Here is a 15,818-nt window from a genome sequence, read left to right on the forward strand (position 1 = left end):
TAAAGCTATGACCAAAACAGGGGAAGAGCGATCATGAAAAAAGTTATCGGTGTTATGGCAGCCGCCACCTTATCTACCTTTATGCTGGCCGGCTGTGAAAGTATGTCTCCAAATGAACAGCGTATTGGTGCAGCGGCCTTAGGTGGTGCAATTGGTGGTGGTGTCGGTGGTAATGTCGGCGGTACTGCAGGTGCAGCCATTGGTGGTGGTGCCGGTGCAGCAGTGGGTAGTAAAACCCAGGATGGTTCAAACCGTAACGCGACCTATAGTGGTGTCGGCGGTGCAATTGGTTCTGCGGTAGGTAAAAGCATCTTCGGTGGTAGTACTGGTGCAGCGATTGGTGGTGCGATTGGTGGCGGTGCAGGTGCCGCGATTGAGCAGAACCGCTAAGTCTGGTTTAGACGATCTCACATAAAAAAAGCGCTTAAAGATAAGCGCTTTTTTATTTAGCCGGCAGCATGCGGCTTTTTGCGGCGGATGTATACCGTCTTTTCTACCTCCGCAATACGTACGCCGGCTTCATCAAAAATATTCAGGCGGTAGTTACGATATACCGGTGCATAATTCTCGGCCAGTTCCCGAATGGTAGCGACCTCCATGGCATTGAGGCGGATATCGGCATAGACCATACTGCGACCGGGCGCTAGAAAGCGGATGGTCGCGGCCTTATCCCAGACAATATATTTTGAGCCAAGATGATGCATCAACAGCAGCATATAAAACGGATCGACCATGGCATACAGGCTACCGCCAAAATGCACCCCAACAATATTCTGGTTTTTACGCGTCAGTGGCATTTTGACACGAATGTGGTAATTGGCCAGATCCATTTTCTCGACCGCAATACCGGCGCCGCGATAGGGGGCATAGCGATTGATCAGGAATTTGGACAGGGTCGGAATTGTCTGTAGTTTTTTTAAAAGGCTCATAAGGGTCAATTATTTTTATTGCACTGATCTGCATACTAGAACAGAAACCGGCAGGTGGCATTGATTTGATTGACTGCACTTGCCAATAAACAGCCAATACAAGAAATCACCCATAAACAGAACAGGATGTCATCATGCACGCTCATACGCAGTGGATTCATACCTCAGACCAGCAGCGCCTGTATGTCAAAAGCTGGGGCAAGCCGGACAATCCGGCGCTGGTACTGGTTCATGGTTATCCCGACAATCAGGAAGTCTGGGAAGCTGTTATTACCCAGCTGATTCAGGATTTTTATATTGTGACCTATGATGTGCGTGGGGCCGGTCAGTCTTCCATTCCGAAGCATATTCATGATTATCGGCTGGCACGCCTGTCTGAAGATTTACTGACTGTGGTGGATGCAGTGCTGCCCAACCGGCCATTTCATCTGGCTGCGCATGATTGGGGTTCAATTCAGTCCTGGGAGTCGGTGACCGATGCCCGGTTTCGCCAGCGGATTCTTTCTTACAGCAGCATTTCCGGGCCTTGTCTGGACCATGCTGCATTCTGGATGCGTGCCCAGTTACAGCAGGGTAAGACTAAATTCTTAAAACAGCTGGGCAAGTCCTGGTATATCGCTGTGTTTCAATTGCCCTTACTGGCACCGACGGTGTGGCAATACATGAGTGCAGAGCGCTGGGGCAAAATGCTACAGCAGCTGGAGCAAAGCTCGGGTCTGGCCTTAAACCCGAATATCCAGCAGGATGGTCAATATGGCGTCAATCTGTATCGGGCCAATTTTATCCCGCGTTTGCTCAAACCACGTCAGCGTGTGGCGATTTGTCCGGTACAGGCCGTGGTACTGACCGAAGACCGCTTTGTCAGTCCGGAGCTGATTGATGAAGTGCCGAACTGGGCAGCAGACTTCCAGCGAGTGGAGATTGCGGCCAATCACTGGGCAATTTTAAGCCAGCCGGAGCGGATTGCTCAACATCTTCGGGATTTTGCATTTTCAAAATCAGGTAGTTAATTTGACTGTTACTGGCAAGGTCAAGACAAATATCGGACAGCGCAACAACAGCAGCTAAATAGCGATCAATCTCTGATAAAATAGCGTTTTTTCTCGATCCGTCTTTTCTTATGTTTGCAATTCTTGCCGCCATCGCAGTCATGTTCGGGCTGTCGTTGGCACGTGTTCCTGTTGTTTTTGCACTGGTCATTGGTGCCGTTACGGGTGGTTTGCTGGCTGGTTTGGGCCTGCAAGGTACTTTAGAGGCGTTTAATAATGGCCTGGGCGGTGGTGCTAAAATTGCTTTGGCCTACGGTATTTTAGGTGCTTTTGCACTGGCTCTGGCGCGTTCAGGTTTACCTGATTTATTGGCCTATAAAATGATTCACACCTTAAAGGGTGAGGCCGATCTGAAAGCGCAAAACCGGGTCAAATACTTTATTTTCCTGGTGGTGGCCATTGCCGCGGTATTCTCCCAGAACGTGATTCCGGTACATATTGCCTTTATTCCGGTGCTGATTCCGCCATTGTTGATGGTATTTAACCACCTGAAACTGGACCGTCGTCTGGTGGCCTGTTTATTGACCTTTGGTCTGGTGGCCACCTATATGCTGGTGCCGGTCGGATTTGGCGCCATCTTCCTGAATGATATTCTGGGCCATAATATTAATACCTTTGGCAAGCCGTATGGATTTGAGATCAGCTATGACCAGATTCCAACAGCGATGGCCATTCCGGTATTCGGGATGTTTGTCGGTTTGCTGATCGCGGTGTTTTTCTCATACCGTAAGCCACGTGAATATAAAGACGTGCATATTGAAGAGCAGCAAAGCATTTCGGCTGAAATGGGTGTGGCGCAAAAATCAGGTCAACCTGAAGTGGCGACGTTCACCATCTGGATGGCAGTCATTGCGATTCTGGTAACCCTTGGCGTGCAGCTGTATTCAGATTCGATGATTCTGGCCGGTCTGGTTGGTGTAGCGATTCTGAGCTGTGCCGGGATCTTTAAGTGGAAAGAAGCGGACGATGTCATTATTACCGGTATGCGGATGATGGCACTGGTTGGCTTTATTATGATTGCTGCGCAAGGTTTTGCTGCCGTGATTGAGGCAACAGGACAGGTTCCTGCGCTGGTTGAAGCCTCGGTTGACTGGATTGGTAATAGCCAGGCACTTGCAGCCTTTTTAATGTTGTTGATTGGTTTGCTGATTACTCTGGGTATTGGTTCATCATTCTCTACCATTCCGATTCTGGCGATTATTTATGTACCGCTCTGTATTCAATTTGGTTTTAGTCCGGCTGCCACCATCGCCATTATTGGTACTGCGGCTGCGCTGGGAGATGCCGGTTCACCTGCTTCGGATTCGACTTTGGGGCCAACTTCTGGCCTGAATATGGATGGTCAGCATGACCATATGAAAGACAGTGTGGTACCGACCTTTATTCACTTTAATATCCCGCTGATGATTTTTGGCTGGATTGCCGCCATGGTGCTTTAACCTGAAATATCCCGGGAATAAAATCCCGGGATTTTTTTTGAATCATAGATGTATTTATAATAAATCTTATAATCATTCTGATAATCTAATAATAGATGTATTTAAAATATATATTATAGAGCGTTTAAAATAAACCTGAGTATTTTAATCTGAATATTATTATTTAATCTTGATAAAGCAGGTTGGTATTTAAAACCAAGTTGTGTGGTTGGTTAAAATAAATTAATTTAATAATCAATGGCTTGAAAATAATATAAAATTATTATATCGGATAAGTATTGCATATTAATTTCTAACGTGTTTATTATTAATTAATGTTTAATTTTTAAATAAATAATCTTCCAGTGGGGTATTAAAATGTTAAAGCAAATTACACTCGTTGCATTAATGGGTCTTTCTGCTTCTGCGATGGCAGGCCAATGGCAAGTCAAGCTGGGCGGTTCGGTTGTAGCACCTACAGGCGATTATAATCTCGGCGGCGCAACAGTTGAGGCAGATCATGAATATGCATTTACCCCGTCAGTTGAATATTTCTTTAATGACAATATTTCGACAGAACTGCTTTTAGCTGCACCAATTAACCATGATGTTCAGTTAGCGGGTACAGATGTGGTACGTATTAAACATTTACCACCAACGCTGACGGCAAAATACCATTTTAAAAACAATACCGGTTTTAGACCGTACATTGGTGTCGGTGGTACCGCGTTTGTAGCATGGGATGAAGAAACAAAAGGTGCGCTAACTGGTTTAGATGTAAAAGTAAAAGAAGATTTTGGTTTTGCCGGCCAGATTGGTTTTAACTTCCAGCCTGCAGATGCCAAAAACTGGGGCGTATTCTTTGATGCACGTTATGCACAAATCAGCCCAGAAGTTCAAATTGAAGGTCTAGAAAGCTTCGATTTAGATATCGATCCAATGGTGTACACCATCGGTTATAGCTACAAATTCTAATTATAAAAAAGTACCAATAATAAAATTCAGCGTAGCCCCATCCTGGTGATGGGGCCTTTTTATTGCAAAATGATAACAATAGAACAAAATCGGAATATTGAGTTAAGTATTCGTTTTCATTTAATTTGTAGTGAATGAAATGAAAGAAATGAAAAAGTGAGAAGATCAAATATGAATAGAAATACAACCTTTGCCTTGGTCTTCGCCAGTTTGATCAGCCTGCCTGCCGCTGCAGCCAGCTTTAATTGTGAACGTGCTCAAACCCCAACCGAACATGCCATTTGTGAACATCGTAATGTTAATGATGCCGATGTGAAGATGGCCACCACCTATAAAATTATTAACCGTCTGGTACCGATGGGGACACGTTCGGCTATACGGGATGAACAGGTGCGCTGGCTGGCCCTGCGTGACCGCTGTGGCCAGTCGGTTGAATGTCTGACCCAAGTTTACCAGATGCGTCAGCAAAAGCTGGAGCAGTATATGCAGCGGGTCTATCAGCAGGGCCCATTTTAATATTTTTTTGTTTTCCTATTGAAAAATCGTCGCCTCACTCCAATTCATAAGGCATTCCAATACAACAATGCTGTCAATTTAAGGAGTGATGAATGAGCGAACAAAGCGCACAAAAACACAGTTTCCAGGCTGAAGTGGCTCAGCTTTTACATTTGGTGACGCATTCTCTTTATTCCAACCCTGAAATTTTTCTGCGTGAACTGATTTCTAACGCCTCTGATGCCTGCGATAAATTGCGTTTTGAAGGCATCAACCATCCTGAATATTATGAAAATGATCCGGACCTGCGCGTGCGTGTGCGTCTGGATGCAGAGAACAATACCCTGACCATTTCCGATAACGGTATTGGTTTAAGCCAGCAGGAAGCGATTGATAACCTGGGGACCATTGCCAAATCCGGCACCAAAGACTTTATGTCCAAGCTGACCGGTGATCAAAAAGCCGATGCCCAGCTGATTGGCCAGTTTGGGGTGGGTTTCTACTCTGGCTTTATTGTGGCCGATAAAATTACCGTAGAATCACGCCGTGCCGGTCTGGACGCATCGGAAGGTGTACGCTGGATCAGCGGTGGCACCGGTGAATTTGAAGTCGAGCAAATCAACAAGGAAGGTCGTGGCACCGACATCATCCTGCATTTACGTGAAGATGCGTTGGACTATCTGCAAAGCTATAAAGTGAAGCAGATTATCAATAAATATTCTGATCACATCAGCCTGCCCATTCAAATGCAAAAAGAAGTCTGGCAGGAAGAGGAAGTAGCGGAAGGTGAACAGCCAAAAGGCGGCCAGTATGTGAAAACTGATGAATGGGAAGCGATTAACTCGGCCAGTGCTTTATGGACCCGCAGTAAAAACGAGATTAGCGAAGAACAGTATATCGAGTTTTATAAAAACCTGAGCCATGATTTTGAAGCGCCGCTGGCCTGGTCGCATAACCGTGTCGAAGGCAGCACCGAATATACCCAGTTGCTGTATATTCCACCAAAAGCACCACATGATATTTTTACCCGCGAAGCCAAAGCTGGCATCAAGCTGTATGTCAAACGCGTGTTTATTATGGATGATGCTGACAACCTGATTCCAAACTATTTGCGCTTTGTACAGGGTGTGGTGGATAGCGCCGATTTACCGCTGAACGTCAGCCGTGAACTGCTACAGGAAAGCCGCGATGTGAAAACCATACGTGAAGGTAACGCACGCCGTGTGCTGACCATGCTGGATGGTCTGGCCAAATCTGAAGATGAAAAAGACCAGAACAACTTCAAGACTTTCTATCGTGAATTTGGTTCGGTCTTAAAAGAAGGCCTGGGCGAAGACTTTGGTAACCGTGAGCGTATCCTGAAATTATTACGCTATGCGACCTCCACCCAGGATGAGGTCAGTACTTCACTGGCAGATTACAAAGCGCGGATGCAGGACGGCCAGAAAGCCATTTACTATGTAACCGCAGATAGCCTGACCGCGGCCAAGAACTCGCCGCAGCTGGAGCTGTTCAAGAAAAAAGGCATTGAAGTCCTGCTGATGACTGAACGTGTTGATGAATGGGCCATGAACTTCGTACATGAGTTTGATGGTACACCGCTGCAAAACGTGTCTAAAGGTGCGGTCGATTTGGGCGATCTGCAAGATGCTGAAGAGAAGAAGGCACTGGAACAGGCGGCAGAGCAGTTTAAGCCAGTGGTGGAGCAGCTGTCTGAATCGCTGAAAGATAAAACCAAAGAAGTGCGCGTGACCACACGATTGGTTGATTCTCCGGCCTGTCTGGTTACGGCTGACGGGGAATTGTCGCCACAGCTGATCCGGATGCTGAAAGATGCCGGTCAGCCGGTGCCAGAAATGAAACCGATTCTGGAAATTAACCCGCAGCATCCACTGGTGCAAAAACTGCAAGGTTCGGCTCAGTTTGATGATCTGGCCAATGTGATTTTTGATCAGGCCCTGATTGCAGAAGGGGGACTGCCAGAAAATCCGGCAGAGTACCTGAAACGCATCAACAGTCTGCTCTTAAAATAAGCCTATTAAAAAAACCTCCTGCGGGAGGTTTTTTAATGCACGATTATATTGTTGACGGCTTTAGAACAGGGCTTCTAAACGCAGCAAGACACTCGGGAAATGGCTGCGGTCTTCACGGTCATCATTATAGTAATTCAGGTCGCCCTGCACAAAAAACCATTCACGCAAGAACGGCTGACGCCAGGACACAAATGGTCCCCAGCTGTTCAGGCGTAAATCATCATTATGATAATAACCGCCGGTGTAGAGCCCGTAGTTAAAACGGTTGCCGTGGAAGAACTGGTGCTGTCTAAAGCTGTAGTTGTCCCATCTGAGGTCATCATCCTGTTCATCGGCATAGGTCAGGCTAAACTGGTTGCTTAAAAACGGATGATCGGGCCGGGCATGAATAAGTTCCAGGTTGGTTCTTAAATAGTTTTCACTGTCGAGGCCGTAACGGTAAATCTGCTCGGCATGAAAGGAAAAGTCATTGACCAGTTCCCAGTCCTTGGCAATTTTTAAACGGGCATAAATATCATCACCGGAACGCACCCCGAGGTCGGCATCAGTTTCAAAGGGTAAGCGTTCAGTGAAGTCAGACCAGCGTAAGGCCAGGGAGCTGTTGTCTTCACGCGCCCGTCGACCATCCAGGGTTTTGTCCGGGCTGTTGCTGGGGTTTTCATTGGTAATGGCAACACTGTTTTGCAGTTCGTTATCCAGTGAGTCATCACCAAAGACCAGACTTAATTTGCGTTCCAGCGTCGGCAGTTTAATCCGGCCACGTACCCGCGGTTTAATATCGTAGTCATCATATTTGTTCCAGCGACTGTCGACCAGAATACGCAAGGTCGCAGAGGCCGGTTCCTCCGGGCTAGTTTCTCCAAACCAGTTATCAATTTTATGTGCGGTATTGTCTGCCCAGTGGCGAATCTGTTTCTGGCGCCGGTCTACCCAGCTTTGTTCTTCGGTTTCATGCGTGGGCGGCACAGTCGGTTCATTCGACTGTTCCGGCAAAATGGTCGGGGTGGCATCAATCAGCCGCGGCAGGGTATAGAAAAAACCATTACCCGCCTCAGTTTCGGGCACCAGTGGCACCTCATAACCTGGTGGTGCGGTCTGCGGTTCTGTCTCCAGGTTGGTATTGTTGTCTGCAACCGTATATCCACTGCCTAACAGGCAAAATAATAATAATGATGGCGCTATAAAATGTACTTTTCTTGGCATTATTTACTGATCTTTAAGCTCTTTTTGCTAGTGTTGAAAATCTTCAGGCGAAAAGCAAGATGCAGCTACAAAAACATAAACATTAACTGGCGGTGAGCCGTTGAATGGCCTGAACCAGACGTAAAGGGTCGACCGGCGCAGGCAGGTGATTCAAGACTTTTTGAATGATTTGCCAGCTCACGCCCTGCTGACGATCGAGCAGAATATAGGGATAGGCCGGTTCGGTACGCGCCAGTTGTAAACGCTGCTGGCCATGAATCAGGCGAATTTTTTGTCGCTCTTTTAATAAAATCAGCGGGGTGGCCAGCGTGGCTGCTGTTTCCTCAAACTGGATAAATTTCTGGGTATGAATCAGGTGCAGCGGAATAAACGGATAATAATCTTCTTTGTGCCAGATCATCTGCTCGGCATGTTGATAGCACTGAAACAGACTGTCCAGCGCAAACAGCTGGCTTTCCAGTACAGCGCTGTCTATTTCACGAATTGCGGCAATTTCATGTTCATGCTGCTGGCTAAAGGCGTGGGCAAAACGGGTGGCTTGCATGGCATCCAAGGCGCCAAACAAGACCAGATATTTAATAAAACGACCTTGGGCATTGATCTGCTCGGCCACATAACCGGGGCGCTTGAGCAGAGCTGCTTGCTCTGCATCATGAACCAGCACATCGGCATACTGCATCACTTCAGGCCGGGCTGGTAAAAATACCCGGCACAGTTTTTCCGCCGGCAGATGGTCCAGGGGTAATTCGGAAATCGGGCAGCTGAGCTGATTGAGCAGCAGATGACGGGCGCTAGACTCTGCTTCGGGTACGGAATCTGCTTGCTGTTCAGGCTGAACAGGTGCGGCTTTGGTAGGCTTGAACTGCTGAGCTGCTGCTTCAGGTTCTATCGCTACAGATGAACGTGCTGCGACGGTATGCTGAAAGGCCTGCGTTGCGGCATAGTTTTGCTGGTTAAGTAATTCCAGATCGGTGTGCAGACTGCGATACTGATGCTGCTGTTGCAACATCCAGCGATAGACCTGTTCCAGATTGCCCCAGTCACTGAGCAGGGCAGTACGTGCGGGTGCCGGAATCAGCCAGATTTGCCAGCCGGAGGCGGGCTGATACAAGATGGCCCAACCTGAATCGGGCTGGGCATATAAGGCCTGTTCTAGCGCCTCGACCTGCTGAAACACGCCCCGAAAAGAACGTGCATAAATGGTGTCACGCGCAAATTCTTCGGCAGAACGTTCCGGCTGCACCTGTGTCTTATAGGCCAGAATCTGCTTTTTAAACAGAGGCTGGTCGCATTCAACAAAAATACTTTTAATCCGGCTTTTGGCCTTGGCGGTTTCATACAGACTCAAGGAACGGCGCTCCAGCGCGCCCGTTAGGTCGTGCAGTTCTTTAATCAGCCGGGATTTTTCTAAAGTATTCATGGTGGAAACTTAAACCAGTTGTTGTGCTTTTTCCAGATAACTGGCCAGGACAATATTCAGGGCCAGTTCAACCAATTTGTATTCGGCAGAATGCGGCTGTGAATAATGTTCCGCCAGCGCCACCAGATTTTCTACATTAATCTCTTGTGGAGAAATTTTTCTCTGAATCAGGGCTTGAAGTTCGTGCATTGCTCTCTCATCAACCTGGACTTAAATAATTGTTTTGGATCACTTTGATTATAGGTATTTCACTAAAAATTACATGAAAAAAAATGTCAGCTTTTGTGGATTTTTAGGCATTTATGACAGAAATTGGGATTTCAATATAAGAAATATTAAAAAATTTTTTAGATAAATTTCAGTTAAATCAGAGAATAAACAGATCATGCTGCCGAATTGACAAAAAATGTCAGTCTCAAATTGTCCGGTCGGATCAGGTGCAAGGCACAGAATGGCCCCAAACTGCAATAAAAAAAGCAGACCTGAGGTCTGCTTGTATTTAAAGAAGTGCTTAAGCTTCTTTGTTCTGTTCAGCGCTTGCAGGCTGATCATTGCTCACGGTTTCAGTGTGGGCTTTTTCAGTCGGGAAGCTTGGTACATAAACCATTTCTGCTGATACATTGGCTGCATACAGGGTGACCATAAACAGGCCAAGCGCTTTTAAAACGTTCATCAATCTTACCTTCACAAAAAAAGGATGACTTGGGAGAAAAGTCATCGTGGGAGAGTGTATTCAAACAACGGCTATGATAGCGCGTTGTGATTGAGAGAAAATGATCATATCGGCAAGTTTAAGACTTTTTGTTAAAAAATAACATTTAAAAACAATAAATTAGAATAATTGCTCTAATCATTTAGCTACAAGATTTAAATTAATGATGATTTTTACAAGAACGAGATCATCCTGTTTTAAGATGAAAAAATCTCCAGATTTTTTGCCCCATCCACGCGTCATCTCTGTACAAATCCCTTGATCTGTATAGAGATGTAAGTTTTTGACGCGGTATGGTTAAGCGCTCTTTTATTGTCTATTTTTTATTCTAAGATGAACGTTTATACCAACACTGAGGGATCAATCATGGCGATTGCAAAAGTAGTAGAAGTGAATGCCAGCAGTAATAAAAGTTTTGAAGATGCCATTCAAAGCGGCATTGCCAAAGTCGGTGAAACAGTCAAAAACCTGCAGGGTGCCTGGATTAATGAACAGAAAGTGGTGATTAAGGACAATAAGATTACCGAGTATCGGGTTAATTTAAAAATCAGTTTCCTGGTGGAATAAAGTACATAGAAAAAAATCCCCGTAAGGGGATTTTTTATGGCAGCGATGCTTAAGGATGTAACTACTTATTGTTCCGGTACATCGCACTGGTCATCCTGACATTGCGCGCCGTTGTCTGCAGGTGTTTCCAAAGCTTTTTTCAGCACCTGTTCAAACACTTCCCGTGGCTGGGCACCGGCTAAAGCAACGCGCTGGTCAAATACAAAAAAGGGTACGCCCGTCACTTTAAGCTGATCACGTGCTACATCCTGATCAAATTTCACAAAATCGGCATAGGCATCGGAATCGAGCACATCATCGACTTCCACCGGGTTTAAACCGATACGTGCAGCGACATCTTCCAGCGTTTCGCGTTCGCCAATGGCCAGACCTTGGGTCATATAGCTGTAGAAAAAAGCCTCTTTGGCTTCATTGCCCAAGCCTTTGCTTTGCGCCAGATGAATCAGACGGTGGGCATTCAAGGTATTGCCGGAATTGGCCTGTTCCCAGTTAAACTGGATGCCTTCTTCAGCAGCCATGCTGGCAATATTGCGCTGCATGTCTTCTACTTCTGCCAAGGTACGGCCATATTTTTGTGCCAGACGTTCAGAGTTGGAAATTTCCTGACGTTCCGGTGCCTCCGGGTCAAGCTGGAAGCTGTGCCAGTGCACCTCAAGTTCTACGCCGACCTGTGCTGCCGCGGCTTCAAGACGTTTTTTGCCGATATAACAGAAAGGGCAGACCACATCGGACCAGATATCTACACGCATGAATATTCTCTTTGCATTGTTTTCAACTATTGATGGGGATGATTTGCCTGAATTAAAGCCGAGATGGGTACTTTGCCGCCAGCAAACCGTATTTTTCATCCTCATCACTTTATATTTTTTGAAAATAAGCTAAACGATAAAAAATTAGCTGAATAAAATAAATCACTTAAGTCATTTTTATTGTTTGATCTTTTGTGTGCTTTGTTGAATAATTTTGTCTAAAAAACAGGCGATACAACAACAAAGCGTTATGATAACGAGAAATACAACAAGAGGACAGGATATGCGACGTATAGTGTGGATCATCGTCCTCGTGACCTGTGCCGTGTTTGGATTGATGTTTTATCAATATCAGGCACAACAAAAAGAACTGACCCAATTACACGAATATCAGAACGTACTGTATGACAAGGCCGAGCAGATTTATGTACAGGCGCAGGATTGGTCGACCCCGATTCAGGTTGATCCGTCCGATCCGCGTTTAAGCGGTGATTATGCCCTGATGGCTGAATTTGTGATTAGCCATCTGGTGCAAAGTGCCGAAGCGCGTAACAGCTATTTACGCGAACTGAAAGCGTTGCAATGGGATCAGTTTCTGGATATTAAACGCCTGAATGAAGATAAAAAACAGGACTATGCCGAAACCGAAGCCATGCTGTCACAGGTCAAGGCTATGATGGAGCTATATCAGGAGCATCTGACTGAACATGAAGCACAGGCGCTGGCCCAAATTGAAGAATTACCGATTAAATCGCATCTACGCCGTCAGTTAAGTGAATCTCTGCTGGAAAGCCGCCAGAATGATGAAGGCACAGTGCTGTTTGAGCTGGAAAAACAGAGCCTGAGTCAGGCCTATGTGCTGCTTGGGATTCTAAAAAATAATCGCTGGGAAATGAAAAACAACCTGTTTATGTTCTATGAAGATGCAGGCCTGAAACAGTTTAATCAGGCCTATCAGGACATGCTCAAGCTGAATCAGCAAATGCAGGAGATTACCCAGGCGCATCAGCAGGCATTGGCTGAAAAACTGTAAGTAACAGCTCAACTTCTTGCACCTGTTTTAAGCCAAAGCTTAATACTGCCCCAACACCGTCATGGGGCAGTATCGGCAGATGCAAGGTGCATTCTTAATGATCACCTGGCCACAGGCTCAGGACATATTTTAGTGCTGCTGCTGGCCGCGATGGCTGTGAAAATGCACTGTGAGTGTACAGCCTCTAGCGCTTTTTAAGGGTGTGGATGGCTACGAGTTATATACATGGACAGCATCGTGCGTGATCCATTTAAAAAGAGGAAAAGAATAAAATTATGAATGAAAAAATATTGGTATAAGTAATTGATAAAATTCTAAAATTTAAGAAATTATCTTTCTATTCTTTCTTGTTTTTAACTAGTTCATCTCCTCCTCATGTTGGTGCCGATTTACCAGCAAAATCCGGCAGATTTTTTAAAATGGCATAGTAATTGCTCCAATCCCGCAGGAATAGCGCTTGTCTGCAACATGCAGGCAAGGGCCAGTATATTTTTAAAAGATGGCTTCAGAGAAAAGCATCACTGAGCTGCGGCGTGGGGCTACACATGACAACGAGCAAACAGAATATTTCGCCCGAAGATGAATTTTTAGGGACAGGAAAAAGCCTGACTTATGGCTTACAGCATGTATTAACCATGTATGGCGGTATTGTGGCACCGCCATTAATTGTCGGCACAGCGGCCGGTTTAACTGCTGCGCAAATCGGGATCTTGATTACTGCTTCATTATTTATGGGTGGACTGGCGACTTTGTTACAGACCTTGGGGGTGAAATATTTCGGGGCACGCTTGCCACTGGTGCAAGGCGTGTCCTTTGCCGGCGTGGCCACCATGGTCGGTATTGCCACCACGGGTGGCGGTTTTAATGCCATTCTGGGCGCGGTGATTGCCTCCTCCTTAATCGGGTTATTGCTGACGCCGTTTTTTGCCAAGATTATCCGTTTCTTTCCACCGGTGGTGACTGGCTGTGTGATTACCATCATCGGCCTGTCTTTATTGCCGGTGGCCGTGCGCTGGATTATGGGTGGTAATAGCAATGCACCTGACTGGGGTTCTATGCAGAATATTGGTCTGGCCGCCATGACCTTGGGGATTTTGCTGCTTTTAAGCCGTTTTGGTTCTGAAACCATTCGCCGTACCGGAATTTTACTGGCAATTCTGATCGGTTCGATTCTGGCCTATGCGCTGGGTTTTGGAGATTTTTCCAAAGTGGGTGAGGGCGCCTGGTTTGCCTTTCCTGACTTTTTGGCTTTTGGTGCACCGACTTTTCACCTGTCCGCAATTCTGTCCATGACCATTGTGATGGTGGTGGTGTTAACTGAAACCACGGCCGATATTATTGCGGTGGGAGATATTGTCGGTGCCAAAGTCGATGACAAGCGTATTGCCAATGGCTTGCGCGCCGATATGATTTCCTCAGCAGTAGCGCCCTTCTTTGGCACCTTTATGCAAAGTGCCTTTGCCCAGAACGTGGGACTGGTGGCGATTACCGGTGTGAAAAGCCGCTTTGTGGTAGCTGCCGGTGGCCTGATTCTGGTGATTTTGGGCCTGCTACCGATTATGGGCCGTATTATTGCTTCCATTCCTACGCCGGTATTAGGCGGCGCTGGTCTGGTCCTATTTGGTACAGTGGCGGCCAGCGGAATTCGTACTTTATCTAAACTGGACTATAGCGATCAGAAAAACCTGATTATTGTCGCGACGTCTCTGGCTGCCGGGATGATTCCAATTATTGATCATTCTTTCTATGCCCAGTTTCCAACCTGGTTTAAAACCCTGTTCCATTCGGGCATTAGCTCGACCTGTGTGATGGCGATTTTCCTGAATATCCTGTTTAACCATCTTCATTTTGGTAAAAAGACAACGGTTGAGCCAGTGTTAACCACAGTGGCCAAGCCGGAACATTAAGGCGATGAGCTGAAGCTTGCTTCAGTCGTGATTGAGATGCAATTTAAAAATGCCCGATGTAGCACATGGGGCGTTTTGTTTTGAATAATTTTCGCGAAAATAAAAAATCCCCGCCGAAGCGAGGATTTTTTGATCGAAGTATTTAAGAATTAAACACGTTCGATAATGGTCGCGATACCTTGACCCAGACCAATACACATGGTCGCAAGACCGATTTGAGTATCTTGCTGCTCCATTACATTTAGCAGGGTAGTCGTGATACGTGCACCAGAACAACCCAATGGGTGACCCAACGCAATCGCACCACCGTTCAGGTTCACGATGTCCTGTTTTTCATACAGACCTAAGCCTTTCAGAACAGACAGACCTTGTGCAGCGAACGCTTCGTTCAGCTCAACGGTCTGCATGTCTTCAATTTTCAGGCCAGCACGTTTAAGCGCTTTCTGAGTTGCTGGTACAGGACCATAACCCATGATCGCAGCGTCACAGCCTGCAACCGCCATAGAACGGATCACTGCACGTGGTTTTAGACCAAGCGCCTGAGCACGTTCAGCAGACATCAGCAGCATTGCAGATGCACCGTCAGACAGCGCAGAAGAAGTCGCAGCAGTTACCGAACCACCTTTAGGGTCGAATACTGGTTTCAGTGCTTTGAACGCTTCCAGGTTCGCATCTGGACGGATTACTTCGTCGATGTCGCACAGTTTTCTAAAGCCGTTCGCATCATGACCTTCGATCCCGATGATTTCGTTCTTGAAACGGCCTTCCTGAGTTGCAGCCCAAGCACGGCGGTGAGATTCAACACCGAACGCATCTTGTTCTTCACGGGTAATGCCATTCATGCGACCTAACATTTCAGCAGTTAAGCCCATCATGTTAGATGCTTTTGCATAGTGTTTAGATGCTTCTGGGTTCAGGTCGATGCCGTGCATCATGCCAACGTGACCCATGTGTTCTACACCACCGATGATGAAGATATCACCCTGGCCAGTTGCGATTTGCGCAGCTGCGGTGTGGATTGCCTGCATAGAAGAACCACACAGACGGTTTACCGTTTGACCTGCAACAGTTTTAGGAAGATCCGCCAGCAACGCGATGTTACGCGCGATGTTCATGCCTTGTTCAAGCGTCTGGTTGACACAACCCCAGATCACGTCTTCAACTTCGTTGACATCGAATTGGTTACGAGCAACCAGCGCACGTACCAGTTCAGCAGAAAGGCTGTCAGCACGTACATTGCGGAACATACCATTTTTGGATTTACCCATTGCTGAACGTACGCCATCAACGATGACAACGTCACGTGGATTTAAAGTAGCCATTCACGT

General features: G+C 46.5%; 15 protein-coding genes and 1 pseudogene. 9 read left to right on the forward strand and 7 right to left on the reverse strand.

Translation table 11 applies throughout. The annotated features are described in order from the left end of the window. The first annotated feature begins 33 nt into the window (after positions 1–33). A complete protein-coding gene (locus FTU54_RS04425; RefSeq protein ID WP_005181692.1) occupies positions 34–390 on the forward strand; it encodes a hypothetical protein in 357 nt (118 codons plus the stop codon). Positions 391–446: 56 nt separating this feature from the next. On the opposite strand, the gene FTU54_RS04430 is transcribed toward FTU54_RS04425, so the two are convergent. Next, complete coding sequence (locus FTU54_RS04430) at positions 447–929, reverse strand: DUF4442 domain-containing protein (RefSeq protein WP_005181693.1); 483 nt, start codon at positions 927–929, stop codon at positions 447–449. 134 nt (positions 930–1,063) lie between these two features. Between FTU54_RS04430 and FTU54_RS04435 the strand changes: the two genes are divergently transcribed. The 5 genes from FTU54_RS04435 to htpG all read left to right on the forward strand — a co-directional run bounded on the left by FTU54_RS04435 (position 1,064) and on the right by htpG (position 6,899). Next, on the forward strand, positions 1,064–1,939 hold the full coding sequence (locus tag FTU54_RS04435) for an alpha/beta fold hydrolase (protein WP_168383607.1): 876 nt from the start codon (positions 1,064–1,066) through the stop codon (positions 1,937–1,939). Positions 1,940–2,049: 110 nt separating this feature from the next. Continuing rightward, on the forward strand, positions 2,050–3,417 hold the full coding sequence (locus tag FTU54_RS04440) for a Na+/H+ antiporter family protein (RefSeq protein ID WP_016659676.1): 1,368 nt from the start codon (positions 2,050–2,052) through the stop codon (positions 3,415–3,417). Between the two features lie 357 nt (positions 3,418–3,774). Further along, on the forward strand, positions 3,775–4,371 hold the full coding sequence (locus FTU54_RS04445) for an OmpW family protein (RefSeq protein ID WP_180074532.1): 597 nt from the start codon (positions 3,775–3,777) through the stop codon (positions 4,369–4,371). 171 nt (positions 4,372–4,542) lie between these two features. After that, positions 4,543–4,887, forward strand: a complete 345-nt coding sequence (locus FTU54_RS04450; protein WP_016659674.1) for a lysozyme inhibitor LprI family protein — start codon at positions 4,543–4,545, stop codon at positions 4,885–4,887. A gap of 92 nt (positions 4,888–4,979) precedes the next feature. Then, complete coding sequence (gene htpG, locus FTU54_RS04455; RefSeq protein WP_005181707.1) at positions 4,980–6,899, forward strand: molecular chaperone HtpG; 1,920 nt, start codon at positions 4,980–4,982, stop codon at positions 6,897–6,899. Positions 6,900–6,959: 60 nt separating this feature from the next. Here the strand turns inward: htpG and FTU54_RS04460 are convergent. The 4 genes and pseudogenes from FTU54_RS04460 to FTU54_RS04475 form a co-directional block, all read right to left on the reverse strand. Next, positions 6,960–7,922, reverse strand: a pseudogene (locus tag FTU54_RS04460) (hypothetical protein); the annotation flags it as partial. Positions 7,923–8,184: 262 nt separating this feature from the next. Then, the gene (locus FTU54_RS04465; protein ID WP_180046148.1) at positions 8,185–9,522 is read right to left on the reverse strand and encodes a hypothetical protein; all 1,338 of its coding nucleotides are present in this window, start codon (positions 9,520–9,522) and stop codon (positions 8,185–8,187) included. Positions 9,523–9,531: 9 nt separating this feature from the next. Continuing rightward, entirely contained in the window at positions 9,532–9,711 is a 180-nt protein-coding gene (locus FTU54_RS04470; RefSeq protein WP_005181710.1) for a hypothetical protein, read from the reverse strand. 322 nt (positions 9,712–10,033) lie between these two features. Then, a complete protein-coding gene (locus FTU54_RS04475; RefSeq protein ID WP_168369786.1) occupies positions 10,034–10,195 on the reverse strand; it encodes a hypothetical protein in 162 nt (53 codons plus the stop codon). A gap of 405 nt (positions 10,196–10,600) precedes the next feature. Between FTU54_RS04475 and FTU54_RS04480 the strand changes: the two genes are divergently transcribed. Then, positions 10,601–10,801, forward strand: coding sequence for a dodecin family protein (locus FTU54_RS04480; RefSeq protein WP_005181715.1), 201 nt, complete (start codon positions 10,601–10,603; stop codon positions 10,799–10,801). 65 nt (positions 10,802–10,866) lie between these two features. Here FTU54_RS04480 and FTU54_RS04485 read toward each other — a convergent pair whose 3' ends face one another. After that, complete coding sequence (locus FTU54_RS04485) at positions 10,867–11,550, reverse strand: DsbA family oxidoreductase (protein WP_075175020.1); 684 nt, start codon at positions 11,548–11,550, stop codon at positions 10,867–10,869. A gap of 283 nt (positions 11,551–11,833) precedes the next feature. On the opposite strand from FTU54_RS04485, the gene FTU54_RS04490 reads away from it, so the two are divergent. Both FTU54_RS04490 and FTU54_RS04495 read left to right on the forward strand, forming a co-directional pair. Further along, positions 11,834–12,583 carry a hypothetical protein gene (locus FTU54_RS04490; protein WP_104471815.1) on the forward strand — a complete coding sequence of 250 codons (750 nt, stop codon included), beginning with the start codon at positions 11,834–11,836 and terminating at the stop codon, positions 12,581–12,583. A gap of 545 nt (positions 12,584–13,128) precedes the next feature. Continuing rightward, positions 13,129–14,490: a nucleobase:cation symporter-2 family protein gene (locus tag FTU54_RS04495; RefSeq protein ID WP_180046147.1), complete on the forward strand. Its 1,362-nt coding sequence runs from the start codon at positions 13,129–13,131 to the stop codon at positions 14,488–14,490. Between the two features lie 149 nt (positions 14,491–14,639). Here FTU54_RS04495 and fadA read toward each other — a convergent pair whose 3' ends face one another. Then, entirely contained in the window at positions 14,640–15,812 is a 1,173-nt protein-coding gene (fadA, locus tag FTU54_RS04500) for an acetyl-CoA C-acyltransferase FadA (protein ID WP_034588021.1), read from the reverse strand. Positions 15,813–15,818 lie beyond the last annotated feature (6 nt).

Source organism: Acinetobacter sp. YH12116, from assembly GCF_013418895.1.
In the GTDB taxonomy this organism is placed as follows: Bacteria; Pseudomonadota; Gammaproteobacteria; order Pseudomonadales; family Moraxellaceae; genus Acinetobacter; species Acinetobacter indicus.

What these genes read in the sequence shown, in the direction of transcription:
- FTU54_RS04425 (WP_005181692.1), top strand. Translation starts at nt 34, where the DNA reads ATGAAAAAAGTTATCGGTGTTATGGCAGCCGCCACCTTATCTACCTTT.
- FTU54_RS04430 (WP_005181693.1), bottom strand. Translation starts at nt 929, where the DNA reads ATGAGCCTTTTAAAAAAACTACAGACAATTCCGACCCTGTCCAAATTC.
- FTU54_RS04435 (WP_168383607.1), top strand. Translation starts at nt 1,064, where the DNA reads ATGCACGCTCATACGCAGTGGATTCATACCTCAGACCAGCAGCGCCTG.
- FTU54_RS04440 (WP_016659676.1), top strand. Translation starts at nt 2,050, where the DNA reads ATGTTTGCAATTCTTGCCGCCATCGCAGTCATGTTCGGGCTGTCGTTG.
- FTU54_RS04445 (WP_180074532.1), top strand. Translation starts at nt 3,775, where the DNA reads ATGTTAAAGCAAATTACACTCGTTGCATTAATGGGTCTTTCTGCTTCT.
- FTU54_RS04450 (WP_016659674.1), top strand. Translation starts at nt 4,543, where the DNA reads ATGAATAGAAATACAACCTTTGCCTTGGTCTTCGCCAGTTTGATCAGC.
- htpG (WP_005181707.1), top strand. Translation starts at nt 4,980, where the DNA reads ATGAGCGAACAAAGCGCACAAAAACACAGTTTCCAGGCTGAAGTGGCT.
- FTU54_RS04465 (WP_180046148.1), bottom strand. Translation starts at nt 9,522, where the DNA reads ATGAATACTTTAGAAAAATCCCGGCTGATTAAAGAACTGCACGACCTA.
- FTU54_RS04470 (WP_005181710.1), bottom strand. Translation starts at nt 9,711, where the DNA reads ATGCACGAACTTCAAGCCCTGATTCAGAGAAAAATTTCTCCACAAGAG.
- FTU54_RS04475 (WP_168369786.1), bottom strand. Translation starts at nt 10,195, where the DNA reads ATGAACGTTTTAAAAGCGCTTGGCCTGTTTATGGTCACCCTGTATGCA.
- FTU54_RS04480 (WP_005181715.1), top strand. Translation starts at nt 10,601, where the DNA reads ATGGCGATTGCAAAAGTAGTAGAAGTGAATGCCAGCAGTAATAAAAGT.
- FTU54_RS04485 (WP_075175020.1), bottom strand. Translation starts at nt 11,550, where the DNA reads ATGCGTGTAGATATCTGGTCCGATGTGGTCTGCCCTTTCTGTTATATC.
- FTU54_RS04490 (WP_104471815.1), top strand. Translation starts at nt 11,834, where the DNA reads ATGCGACGTATAGTGTGGATCATCGTCCTCGTGACCTGTGCCGTGTTT.
- FTU54_RS04495 (WP_180046147.1), top strand. Translation starts at nt 13,129, where the DNA reads ATGACAACGAGCAAACAGAATATTTCGCCCGAAGATGAATTTTTAGGG.
- fadA (WP_034588021.1), bottom strand. Translation starts at nt 15,812, where the DNA reads ATGGCTACTTTAAATCCACGTGACGTTGTCATCGTTGATGGCGTACGT.